The sequence below is a fragment of the Ferrovibrio sp. genome (assembly GCF_025869515.1).
Classification (GTDB): Bacteria; Pseudomonadota; Alphaproteobacteria; order Ferrovibrionales; family Ferrovibrionaceae; genus Ferrovibrio.
Genome location: NZ_JAOZVR010000070.1, coordinates 21,264 through 32,969, shown reverse-complemented (window position 1 = coordinate 32,969; position 11,706 = coordinate 21,264). Strand labels below are relative to the sequence as shown.

Below are 11,706 nucleotides of genomic sequence, written 5' to 3'. Positions count from 1 at the left end.
CTCCTTAAAACGTCTGGCCGGCGGCGAGCAGCAGATGCTCGACGATCGGCCCCAGCGCCAGCGCCGGGAAGAAGGTGAGGCCGCCGACGATCAGGATGGTGCCGGCGAGCAGCAGCACGAACATCGGGCCATGCGTCGGGAAACTGCCGGCCGAGGCTGGCGTCGCCTTCTTGGCCGCCAGGCCGCCGGCCATGGCGAGCACCGGCACGATCATGGCGAAGCGGCCGAGCAGCATGGTGATGCCCAGCGCCGTGTTGTAGAAGACCGAATTGGCGGTCAGGCCGGCAAAGGCGCTGCCGTTATTGCCGGCAGCAGACGTGAAGCCATAGAGCACTTCGCTCAGGCCATGCGGCCCGGCCGAGAGCAGGCCGGCCAGGCCGGGCTCCGTCACCAGCGCAATCGCCGTGCCGACCAGGATGGCCATCGGCGAGATCAGGATGGCGAGCACGGCCAGCTTGGCTTCGCGTGCCTCGATCTTCTTGCCGAGATATTCGGGGCTGCGGCCCACCATCAGACCGGCGATGAACAGCGTCGCCACGATGAACAGCGCAATGCCATAGAAGCCGGCGCCGACGCCGCCGACAATCACCTCGCCCAGCATGATGTTGAGCAGCGGGATCATGCCGCCGAGCGGCAGGAAGCTGGAATGCATGGCATTCACCGCGCCGCAGGAGGCGGCCGTGGTGATGACGGCGAACAGCGCGGAGGTGAAAGTGCCGAAACGAACCTCCTTGCCTTCCATATTGCCCAGCGCCGGATCGGCGCCCAGCTGGGCCAGCAGCGGATTGGCACCGGCCTCGACATGGCCGGCGATCAGCACGCCGGCGACGAACAGCACCATCATGGTGGCGAGGATCGCCCAGCCCTGCCGCTGATCTTTCACCATGCGACCGAACACATTGGTCAGCGCCGCGCCGATCACGAAGATCGCCAGCATCTGCAGGAAATTGCTCAGCGCGGTCGGATTCTCGAAGGGATGCGCCGCATTGGCGTTGAAGAAGCCGCCGCCATTGGTACCCAGCATCTTGATCGCCACTTGGCTTGCCACCGGCCCCTGCGCGATCACCTGCTGCGCGCCTTCCAGCGTCGTCGCCGTGGTATAGGCATCGAAATTCTGCGGCATGCCCTGCCAGATCAGGATCACGGCGATGATCGCGGCGCCGGGCAGCAGGAGGCCAAGGGTGGCGCGCGTCATGTCGGTCCAGAAATTGCCGACCGTCCTGGCCGACTTGCGGGCAAACGCGCGGATCACCACCAGCGCGATGGCAATGCCGGTGGCGGCCGAGAGGAAATTCTGCACCGTCAGGCCGACCATCTGGCTGAAATAGCTCATGGTGCTTTCGCCGCCATAGGCCTGCCAGTTGGTATTGGTGACGAAGCTGACCGCCGTGTTGAAGGCGAGATCCGACGACAGTGCCGGCAGATCCTGCGGATTCAGCGGCAGCACATCCTGCAGGCGCAGAATGGCAAAGAGCAGAAGGAAGCCGGCCAGGTTGAAAACCAGCATGGCAATGGCATAGGCCGACCAGTGCTGTTCGCGCTCCGGCGCAACACCGGCAGCCGCATAGACCGGCCGTTCGATCAGCCGCAGCCAGCCGATCTCGCCGTTGAACAGGCGGGTCAGGTACAGGCCGAGGACCGGGGTCGCCGCCAGGATGATGGCGAGATACAGGCCGAGTTGCAGAGTGTCATTCTGGGTCATGGCTGGCCTTTAGAATTTCTCTGCGCGCAGCAGGGCGTAGATCAGGTAGATGGCGAGCAGGAGCGCGATGCCGCCGCCCAGGATGAAATCGAAGGTCATGGTGAAGCCTCCTAGAGCCGCTCGCAGAGCAGCGTGTAGGCGATGAAGCCGGCGAAGAAAGCTCCGCCGAGGGCGAGGAAGACGAGATCGGTCATGGAAAGTCTCCGATTGAGGCCTCCATCTAGGCCCGCTCCGCATTAAGCCGCCATGCGGGAGATCAATGCCCGGCATAAGGAAAGCATAAAGATGGCGCCGCGCTGTCCCGTAACGCCCTGTTCTGTCTGCAAAACAGGACAGCCCTGCTGACCGGCAGCCCGGCGGTATTTACGCATTTCTTATGGCGGCGGCGGAAAAGCCACATGGCGGCTTTCGCCGCATATCGCCAAGTCTGCCGGCATCGACAACGGCCAAGGAGACGATCCGTGTCCAGCATGCCCAAGCGGCTGCACCAGCAGGTTGCCGCTTCCTATACTACTCTCACCGCCAACGATCTTGTTGCCATCACGCCGACCGGCCGGACCGATGATGTGGTCGTCATCGGCCACGGCACCCTGCCGGTCTTTCTCGCCCTGCTGAATCGCGGCTGCCGCCATGCCGCCGAGCTGCGCGTCGATGTCGTCGCGCCCCATGCCGAGCATGCCGATCTGGCCTGGATCACCGGTATCTCCGAACCGAAGGACTGCGACAACGCCGTGAAGATGGCGCTGCGGCGTGTCGGCAAGAGCGGTCGCGTCGCTATCGACGCGACCGTGCTTGTCGCCCGCAAGGGGATGCAGCGCCTGATCCGCTATATGAAACGTCTCGGCCTGCATGTCGACAGCACGCATTGCGTCGGCACGCGGATCGTCTTGCTGGCCCATGGGTGAATGCCATGCCCCGCCAAACACTCGATCTGCACGGCTCGATCACCGCGCTCGTCACGCCCTATCGGGGCAATCTGATCGACCTGGAATGCTACGCCCGGCTGGTCGTGCGCCAGATCGAGCGCGGCACCGCCGCCATCGTGGCCGGCGGCAGCACGGGGGAAGCCTCCATGCTGGCCGATGAGGAACATGCGCAGCTGGTCGAGGCCGCCGTGAGAGCGGCGCGCTGCCGCGTGCCCGTCATCGCCGGGGTCGGATCGCCCGGCACGGAACGCGCGGTTTTCCTCGCCCGCCAGTCGGAACGCAGCGGCGCCGACATGCTGCTCTGCAGCGCGCCCTCCTACGTTCGCCCGACCCAGGAAGGCCTGTTCCGGCATATCAGGGCGATCCACGACGCGGTGCGGCTGCCGATCCTGCTCTACGATGTGCCGGGCCGTACCGCCTGCGCCTTTTCCGACGAAACCGTCGGCCGCCTGTCGGAACTCGCCCGCGTCATCGGCATCAAGGATGCCACCGCCGATCTGGGACGCCCGGCGCGCCTGCGACAGCTGGCCGGCACCGATTTCGCGCAGCTGTCCGGCGACGATGCCACGGCGCTGCATTACCGCGTCGCCGGCGGCCATGGCTGCATATCGGTGGTTGCCAATGTCGCGCCGGCCCTCTGCGCCCGGCTTCATGCGCGGTTCGATGCCGACGACATGACCGCCGCGATGCGGTTGCAGGTCCGCCTGCAGCCGCTGATCCAGGCGCTGGCGCTGGAAAGCAATCCGATCCCGGTGAAACGGGCGCTGTCGCGGCTCGGCCTGTGCGCCGACACGCTGCGCCTGCCGCTGACGCCGCTCAGCCGCGCCGCCGATGCGCCGCTTGCCCTGGCGCTGGAACCGGTCTGGGCGCAGGAGGAATGCGCGATCCGGAAAACCCATCCCGCGGCGTGATCCCCGGCCGGCTCAGGCGATCTCGAGCACCACGTTGCCGGTGGCGCCGGCTTCGACGGCTTCATGCGCCCGCACGATTTGCGCCAGCGGATAGCGCGCCGCGATGCGCGTGACCAGCCTGTCCGTTTGCAGGATCGCCGCCAGATCGGCAATCGCCGCGCGGCGGTCTTCCGCTGTCAGCTCGTAGACCACGAAGAAGCGCAGGGTCAATCCGCGGAACAGCAGGTCGCGGAACGGCACCGGCACATCGCCCATCGCATTGGAGCCGTAGCAGACCAGCGTGCCATGCGGCGCCAGCACGCCTTTCGCCAGCAGCGGCGCGGTCGACGACAGGTCCATGTCGATGATCGCCTCGACGCCCTGGCCGCCGGTGAGTGCCAGCACCCGCGCCGCGACATCCTCGTTCTTGTAGTCGATCACATCGCTGGCGCCGGCATCGCGCGCGGTGACGGCACGCGCGGCAGATGCCGTGCCGATCACGCGCAGGCCTTTGCCGGCGGCGATCTGGGTGACGTAATGCCCGACCGCCGAGGCGGCGCCGGTCACCAGCACGGACTGCGCGCCGGCCTGCACCGCCAGCCGCACGGCATGGATGGCGGTGAGCGCCGGAATGCCGAAACAGGCCGCCGTCGCGAAATCCACCGCAGCGGGCAGAGCGACCGCCTGTGCCGCCGGCAGCGCGATATACTCCGCCGCCGTGCCCAGCGGACGCTGCCACTGGCCGTTCCAGGTCCAGACGCGCTCACCGACACGCGTCGCCGGCACGCCATCGCCCACCGCCTCGATCACGCCGGCACCGTCGCTGTGCGGCACCACCAGCGGCCAGGCGAGCGGCCGGCCGCGCCGGCTTTTCACATCGGAGGGATTGACGCCCGATGTGTGCAGCCGCACCAGCACCTCGCCGGCGCCGGGCGTCGGTGTCGGCTGTTCGCCCAGCACCAGCACGTCTTTCGCCTCGCCGTTTTTCGTATACCAGGCGGCTTGCATCGGATGTCCTCTCGGGTCAGGCCGGCCGGAACACCGGCAGGGCACGGCCGTCGTCCAGCGTTTTGAATGCCACGGTCACCGGCATGCCGATGCGGATGGTGTCGAAATCGCAGTCGACGATAGTGGTCATCATGCTTGGGCCCTCGTCCAGCGTCACATAGGCGATGGCATAGGGCTCGGGCACGCGGCGCATGATGCTGAAACTGTAGATCGTGCCGCGCCCGCTGCCGTCCTGCCACACGGTTCTGTCGCTGAAGCAGAAGGGGCAGAGCGTGCGCGGATACCAGTGCGCCTGGCCGCAGGAATCGCAGCGCCTGACCAGGAAGCGGCCCTCGCGGCAGGCCTGCCAGAAGGGCTCGGTCTCGGGATTGGACGGCAGCGCCAGCGCCTCGGCCATGATCAGGACTCCCGTTCCAGAATGAGGGTGGCGCTGCCATGGCGGGTGCCGAGCGAACCGCCGGTGCCCTGGGCCAGCGCCAGGTCGCAGTTGCGCACCTGCACCCTGGGATGCGCCTCGCCGCGCAGCTGCCGCACCGCCTCGATCACCTTGGTCATGCCGCCGCGATTGGCCGGATGGTTGTTGCACAGCCCGCCGCCATCGGTGTTGAACGGCAGCCTGCCGACGCCCGAGATCAGGTTGCCGTCGGCCACAAAAGCCCCGCCCCGGCCCTTTTCGCAGAAGCCGAGGTCTTCGAGCTGCATCAGGACGGGGATGGTGAAACTGTCGTAGATCGAGGCGTATTTGATATCGGCCGGGGTGACGCCGGCCTCCGCGAAGGCGGCCGGGCCGGACCAGCGCGCGCCGGAATAGGTGAGATCGATTTTGCCGCCCATCTGGTGCTTGGGCGCCTCGCCAGCGCCGCGCAGCCGCACTTTCGGCCGTTGCAGGCTTCTGGCGATTTCCGGCCGCACGACGATCAGCGCGCCGCCACCATCGCTGATCACGCAGCAATCCAGCCGGTGCAGCGGATCGGCGATCAGCGGCGAGTTGACCACGTCTTCCACCGTCACCACCTCGCGCAGCATGGCGTGGTCGTTCCATTGCGCATGCTGCGAGGCCGCCACCTTGATCCAGGCGAGCTGCTCGGCCGTGGTGCCGAATTCGTGCATGTGGCGCATGGCGCACATGGCATACATGTTCACCACGGTGGGGCCGTAGAAATACTCGAAAGGCACATCGGGGGCGGCGGCATTCCATACCCGCGGCGCCGTGCCGGTGGCCATGCCCTCGCTGCGCGGCCGGCCGGCCAGCGTGATCAGCGCGACATTGCATTTGCCCGCCGCGATCGCCTGCGCCGCATGGGCGACATGGATCAGGTAGGACGACCCGCCGGTATCGGTGGAATCGACATGGCGCAGTTTCAGCCCCATATAGTCGGCCATGTTGAGCGGGCCGAGGCCGGGCGCATCGCCGGCGCAGAAATAGCCGTCGACATCGTCCTTGGCTAAACCCGCATCCTCCAGCGCGCCCTTCGCCACCTCGGCATGCAGCTGGGCCAGCGAGATGCCGGTGGCCTTGCGCGTGGGATGTTCATAGGCGCCAGCGATATAGGCCTGATTGCGGATCGACATCGGCGCGCTGCACTCCCGGCGTTTCACATCCCGGAGGCCAGTGTAAGCATTTGGCCGGATCGCGAAAGTCGCACAGGCCGTGACCGTGGCCGTGACCGTGGCAGATGACGCCCCGGATGACCTGGCGTCAGGCCACCGGTTCGAAGGGATCGTGCTGCACCCTGATGCCCGGCTCGGGCGGCAGCATGCGGATCGGGCCGGCGCGGCTGTCGCTGGCATGCAGGGTCTCGACGACGATGACGCATTCCACCGCGGTGGCGCCGTCGGCCAGCGGCAGCACCAGGCGTTCGGCGGTGACGATATTCTCGGCATCGCCCTCGGTCAGGCCCGGCAGGGTATAGACGCTGCGGCAGTAGATCGGCTTGCGGCGCTGGATCAGCTCGGCCATCAGGTCGCGCATATGGCGGATATAGGCCGGATCGGTCAGCGCGCCATAGGCCCGGGCATCCATGCCTTCGGGCATTTCGCGGAACCAGCGCGCGATCTCGGCGCCGACGAGGCGCAGGCGGCTGAGATCGAAATTGGCATTGGTGGTTTCGGCGATGATCAGATGCGGCAGCAGGGCGCGCGGGATGGCGGCCACATCCAGCAGGCGGATATCGGGAATGTTGACCGGCTTGGGCAGGTCGCGCCAGAACTCAAGCGCGGTCTGCAGCACCGGATTGGCCTCGAGGATCATCGGCCGTCCGAACGGGGGTTGACTAATCGGGACCGCAGCTATGCCGCAGCCGGGCGCCGGGCGGGAGGTTGAGATTTGGATACGGGGGGATTGTTGTCGCACGGCATTCCGTAGCTGCGAAGACCTCGCAACAATAAATCAGAGGCGGGAGCGATATTCGCCAAATCGGACAGCTAATCTGTCTTTGTCAGGATAATCCTTTTCTCGCGTTGGCCGGCGCAAGCTACTCCCTTTCAGGTCTTTTAGCGCTTCCAGCATTGGGCCGTCTTTTTGTAAGAGCAGTCGCTGAGAGACATGGATTTTATAATCTGGGTCTATGCCGATAAGGTGCGCATCAAACGCAGCATGGTGGGTCTTGGATAACGGAATGCCGTTCGTCACAACCGGCTGACCCAACAATTCATGCTTATCTGCAACGATATGAGCCGCATCAAGTAATATTGGAACCGGTAGCCCGGAGAACGCGCAACGGCCACCGTATGCATGTATGACAGCCTGCCTAAAAGCGTCTTGATGAAGCCGACGCTTCACTGCAGTTAATGCATAACGTCGCTGCAAATCATTCTTTGGTGGAGAAGTATCAATCTCGTCCTGCAATTTATCCTGTGTGGTATTCCCAAACACTAGACGCACTTTTAAATCATCTGCACTCCAGTGGTCCACGAATGTCGGCAGTAGAACTTCATATACTCCGGGCGAAATCCCCAGAAAATAAACCACTGGGATTTTTGCATCGCAGGCCTGCTTTAATAGAAGATTGTCGCCGGCGTCAGGATTCTGTCCCATGAATGAATAACTGACCGCCTCTCGCCCGTTATAAATTTGGTTATGTGCCTCACGCTGGTCATCGTACCAAACACCTCGCCCCGACCGTGGAACGACAGTTTTTATCGAGAGAAGAGATGACATTTGCCGCGGTTTGAATATTCCGCGAGGTCGCGTAATCAATGCAACGTGCTCGCCATCGTTACGAATATAGCCAGCACTTAATTGGGCTGCAGTAACAAGGCCATCCTCTCCGCCGAGTTCTCGGAGATACTGAAATATTTCTAGTCGTAATGCCGCATCCGGATCGCGGAATCCGCTGATATTGGCTGAGTTCCATAAAACAGCCCCTTCCGAGAAGCCACTGACATTCTTCGCTGCCAAATTTTGCATCCCGAAAGAATAGTGAATGTGTTGAATATCGCACGCGATGCCATACATCGCTAGCGTGGTGTCACTCCATCACCTTGTTCTTGCCCATCGTGAATCTGTCGTTACGCCCGCTTGCCGGATCGAACCGGATCGCATGGGATCCAACGGGATCCAATTGGCATCGAACGGGATCGAACTGGCATCGAACGGGATCCAATTGGCATCGAACCGGCTTCAACCGGCCGCCAACCGGCAGCCGCCAGGCCTGCGCTGGTCGTTTGAAATCAATCGCTTGCCGTGAAATGCGCCTGAAAGAGGCGCCTATTCCATCGCCAGGATCATGTTTTTCACGATCGGATAGACCTGGCTGTGCCAGCGCTTGCCGCTGAACACGCCGTAATGGCCGACGCCGGCCTGCAGGTGGTGCCGCTTCATATACGGCTTGATGGCGGTGCACAGGTCATGCGCCGCCACGGTCTGGCCGATGGCGCAGATATCGTCGCGCTCGCCTTCCACGGTGAGGAGCGCGGTCTTCTTGATCGCCTTCGGATTGACCGGCTTGCCGCGATGCATCAGCTCGCCGGTGGCCAGCCGGTGCTGCTGGAACACCCATTCCACGGTCTCGAGATAGAAATCGGCATCGAGATCGAGCACGGCGAAATACTCGTCGTAGAAATCCTTGGTCTTGGCCGCCTGGTCGAGGTCGCCCTTCCACAGATTCTGGAACAGCTCGACATGCGCCTTCACATGGCGGTCCATGTTCATGCTCATGAAAGCGGTGAGCTGGATGAAGCCGGGATAGACCTTGCGGCCCACGCCGGGCAGGCCGGGCGGCACGGTGGCGATCAGCTTGTCCTTGAACCACTCGATCGGGTTTTCCTTGGCCAGATCGTTCACCTTGGTCGGATTGACGCGGGTGTCGATCGGCCCGGCCATCAGCGTCATCGAGCGCGGCGCCGCCTTGTTCTTCTCCTCGGCCATCACGGCGGCCGCCACCAGCGCCTGCACGCAGGGCTGGCACACCGCCACCATATGGGCGCCGGGGCCGATCGCCTCGAGGAACTTGATCAGGTGGTCGACATAATCCTCGAAGCCGAAGCGGCCGGCGCTCAGCGGCACGTCGCGGGCATTGTGCCAGTCGGTGATATAGACATCGTGATCCGGCAGCATGGTGGCCACCGTGTCGCGCAGCAGGGTGGCGAAATGGCCCGACAGCGGCGCGATCACCAGCACGCGCGGCTGTTCGCCCAGATGCGCCTGCGAGGCGTCGAAGTCCTTCCTGAAACGCAGCAGCGTGCCGAACGGCGTCACCAGCGCCGGTTCTTCCACCACCGGCACCTCGCGGTTGCCGATCCGCACATGATTGATGCTGTAGGGCGGGCGGCCATGGCTGAGGCCGGCGCGGGCCAGCATCTCGGTGGCCGCGGCAAATCCGCGCAGGAAGGGGTTGCTGCCGGCCGCCTGCTGCAGGCCGGGCAGGGTTTGCTCGGCCATCCGGCGCAACGGCGCCATCAGGTTGGCTTGGGTCTGGTAGGCCAGATACATCATGAGGCGGGTGGCGTTTCTGTTCGGCGGGTGCGGGTCAGCTGGTTACGGCCGGGGTCCCCGCCCTCCCCCCGGAGAACGAAAATGACGACCCACCGCCTCTTGGCTAAAAAAGCTAATGCAGTTTTTGCTGCAATGCGAGATATATGTAGCAGACGAAAGTCTGAGGACCTGTGGGGGGACGCCGGCGGATGAAGGCCACACTGACCATCAGCAGCAAGAATTACTCGTCCTGGTCGCTCCGCGGCTGGCTGCTCTGCCGCATGGCCGGGCTGGATTTCGAGGAAGTCCTGCTCTCCAGCGACGATCCCTCCACCCGGGCCGAGCTGCTCCTGCTGTCGCCCAGCTTCCTGGTGCCGCGCCTCACCCATGGCGCGGTGTCGGTCTGGGACACCCTGGCGATCGCGGCTTACCTCGGGGAACTCTTCCCCGCGGCCCATCTGCTGCCCACCGACACGGCGCAGCGGTCGCATTGCCGCTCGATCTCGGGCGAGATGCATTCGGGCTTCTCCAATCTGCGTTCGGCGCTGCCGATGAACCTGAAAGCGCATTATCCCGGTTTCAAAGTCTGGGCCGGTGCCCAGGCCGATATCGACCGTGTCGTCTCGATCTGGCGCGACTGCTTCACCGCCTATGGCGGGCCCTGGCTGTTCGGCGCCAAACCGACGGTGGCCGATGCGATGTATGCGCCGGTCTGCTCGCGCTTCCTCACCTATGACGTGAAGCTCGATCCGGAATGCGCCGCCTACTGCCGCACCATCATGGCCTGGCCGATCATCCAGGACTGGGCCGAGGCCGCCAAAGCCGAGCCGGACGAGCTCGACGAGCTCGACGTCGAGTTCTGACGTCAGGTCAGGCCGCCTAGATAAGTCCACCGGTGCGGGTGACAAAGCGCCGCAGCGTTTTGAGCAGTTCGGTGCTGACCGGATCGCGGCCGTTCAGGATCAGCACCAGGCCCGGCCGGCTGAGTTCCAGCGCCTTGGCGAATTCGTCGATGCTGGTATTGGCCACCTTGCAGGCTTCGGTGATCACCGCCAGGCCCTCGCCGTCGATATACTTGTAGCCATCCGCTTCCCGCACCATCAGGCGCAGCGGTGCCTTGGGCACCGCCACAACCGGTTTGGCCGGCCGGGGCGCCGGCTTGCGCGCCCGGGGCTCGGCCGACAGCGGTGCCGGCTCGAAAGCCGACGGCGGCGCGGCGATACTGAAATCGTTCAGATTCAGGCTGCTGTCGATCTGCGCGCCGATATGGTCGCGAATCTGCTGTATCATCGTCGCATTCGGCGCGGCCAGCTGATACTGCGCGACATGATCGGCATGGAAAGCCGCGATATCGTCGAGCCGTTTCAGGCGCCGGCGCAGAAACGGCTGACTGCCCATCGGCCAGGGTTTGCCGCTTGTTGCCATGCGATCGAGGAAAATGCTGCTCGCCTCGACCTCCATCTGCAGCATGCCCCAGCGGATTTCGGTCAGGTTCTTGGTCTGCGCCGCCTGTTTCTCCGGCTCGAAGGCGCCGAGGCGGCTTTCGACCAGATCGATGAACAGCTGGAATTCACCCAGCTGGCCGATAAAGCTCTGGAAATCGGTGAAGCGGTCGGAAATGCCGGTGCCGCCGGCATAATGCCTGGCAATGCCGCCGGCCTGCCGTTCGACCTGTGCGATCATCGCGAGCGCGGCCTCGCGGCCGGAAACCTTGCTGCTGGTCGTCTGCATGGCAGACCTTTCATTGCGGCGGAGCGCCGTAAGTCCAGACTAAAGAACAACGGGCGCAGCCGATATTATTTTCCGTTTAGGGTATCCAAACGATAGCCTCTGACGGGTCTAGGCAGGCCCGGCGCCGGCAAGCAGCCAGCCACGCGCCTGGTCCAGGCTGGAAAAGTAGCGAAAGATCCGGTCGTTCATGCCCCGGCTCAGCATGCTTTCCTGGTGCTTTTGGGCGAGAGCGGCATCCTTGCGCACGATGGCGATGCGGCGGCAGTGAGTCTGCAGTTCGGTGCTGTCGAAGATCGCATCGACGCGGGCAACCAGGGCCGGCGACGCGGCCCAGTCGGTGTAGCGCATGTCCAGCAGGTAGTTATACGCCGGCGCCCGGGGATGCCGCGCGACCAGACGGGCATAGAAGGTCGCCACTTCGTCGTCGGTCAGCGAGCCGATATACACGATGGTGACGATATTCGTCGCCTCGTCGATTTCGTAGGCCAGGTGCTGGCTGGTCGCCGGCGGGGGGCTGGAGGAAAGCGACACGGT

Annotated in this window: 13 protein-coding genes; 3 read left to right on the top strand and 10 right to left on the bottom strand. The window is 64.3% G+C overall.

Translation table 11 applies throughout. The features are described 5' to 3' along the window. Window positions 1-4: 4 nt before the first annotated feature. Window positions 5-1,702: a potassium-transporting ATPase subunit KdpA gene (gene kdpA, locus OJJ21_RS11090; protein ID WP_297686157.1), complete on the bottom strand. Its 1,698-nt coding sequence runs from the start codon at window positions 1,700-1,702 to the stop codon at window positions 5-7. 9 nt (window positions 1,703-1,711) lie between these two features. Next, window positions 1,712-1,801, bottom strand: a complete 90-nt coding sequence (gene kdpF, locus OJJ21_RS11085; RefSeq protein ID WP_297686155.1) for a K(+)-transporting ATPase subunit F — start codon at window positions 1,799-1,801, stop codon at window positions 1,712-1,714. A 362-nt stretch (window positions 1,802-2,163) separates the two neighbouring features. On the opposite strand from kdpF, the gene OJJ21_RS11080 reads away from it, so the two are divergent. Both OJJ21_RS11080 and dapA read left to right on the top strand, forming a co-directional pair. Then, window positions 2,164-2,607 carry a hypothetical protein gene (locus OJJ21_RS11080; RefSeq protein ID WP_297686153.1) on the top strand — a complete coding sequence of 148 codons (444 nt, stop codon included), beginning with the start codon at window positions 2,164-2,166 and terminating at the stop codon, window positions 2,605-2,607. A 5-nt stretch (window positions 2,608-2,612) separates the two neighbouring features. Then, complete coding sequence (gene dapA, locus OJJ21_RS11075) at window positions 2,613-3,539, top strand: 4-hydroxy-tetrahydrodipicolinate synthase (protein WP_297686151.1); 927 nt, start codon at window positions 2,613-2,615, stop codon at window positions 3,537-3,539. Between the two features lie 12 nt (window positions 3,540-3,551). Here dapA and OJJ21_RS11070 read toward each other — a convergent pair whose 3' ends face one another. From OJJ21_RS11070 to phaZ, 6 genes are all read right to left on the bottom strand, one after another. Next, window positions 3,552-4,526 (bottom strand): NADPH:quinone reductase, encoded by a 975-nt coding sequence (locus OJJ21_RS11070; protein WP_297686148.1) that lies wholly within the window; start codon window positions 4,524-4,526, stop codon window positions 3,552-3,554. A 16-nt stretch (window positions 4,527-4,542) separates the two neighbouring features. Continuing rightward, window positions 4,543-4,923 carry a Zn-ribbon domain-containing OB-fold protein gene (locus OJJ21_RS11065; protein WP_297686146.1) on the bottom strand — a complete coding sequence of 127 codons (381 nt, stop codon included), beginning with the start codon at window positions 4,921-4,923 and terminating at the stop codon, window positions 4,543-4,545. Window positions 4,924-4,925: 2 nt separating this feature from the next. Continuing rightward, a complete protein-coding gene (locus OJJ21_RS11060) occupies window positions 4,926-6,098 on the bottom strand; it encodes a thiolase domain-containing protein (RefSeq protein ID WP_297686144.1) in 1,173 nt (390 codons plus the stop codon). Between the two features lie 127 nt (window positions 6,099-6,225). Continuing rightward, window positions 6,226-6,777 (bottom strand): hypothetical protein, encoded by a 552-nt coding sequence (locus tag OJJ21_RS11055; RefSeq protein ID WP_297686143.1) that lies wholly within the window; start codon window positions 6,775-6,777, stop codon window positions 6,226-6,228. Between the two features lie 138 nt (window positions 6,778-6,915). After that, on the bottom strand, window positions 6,916-7,926 hold the full coding sequence (locus OJJ21_RS11050) for an HNH endonuclease (protein WP_297686141.1): 1,011 nt from the start codon (window positions 7,924-7,926) through the stop codon (window positions 6,916-6,918). Window positions 7,927-8,235: 309 nt separating this feature from the next. Further along, window positions 8,236-9,462, bottom strand: coding sequence for a polyhydroxyalkanoate depolymerase (gene phaZ / locus OJJ21_RS11045; protein WP_297686139.1), 1,227 nt, complete (start codon window positions 9,460-9,462; stop codon window positions 8,236-8,238). A gap of 188 nt (window positions 9,463-9,650) precedes the next feature. Between phaZ and OJJ21_RS11040 the strand changes: the two genes are divergently transcribed. After that, entirely contained in the window at window positions 9,651-10,304 is a 654-nt protein-coding gene (locus OJJ21_RS11040; protein ID WP_297686138.1) for a glutathione S-transferase family protein, read from the top strand. A gap of 16 nt (window positions 10,305-10,320) precedes the next feature. Here the strand turns inward: OJJ21_RS11040 and OJJ21_RS11035 are convergent, their stop codons facing one another. Continuing rightward, window positions 10,321-11,172, bottom strand: a complete 852-nt coding sequence (locus tag OJJ21_RS11035; protein WP_297686136.1) for a hypothetical protein — start codon at window positions 11,170-11,172, stop codon at window positions 10,321-10,323. Between the two features lie 108 nt (window positions 11,173-11,280). Continuing rightward, complete coding sequence (locus OJJ21_RS11030; RefSeq protein WP_297686134.1) at window positions 11,281-11,703, bottom strand: STAS/SEC14 domain-containing protein; 423 nt, start codon at window positions 11,701-11,703, stop codon at window positions 11,281-11,283. Window positions 11,704-11,706 lie beyond the last annotated feature (3 nt).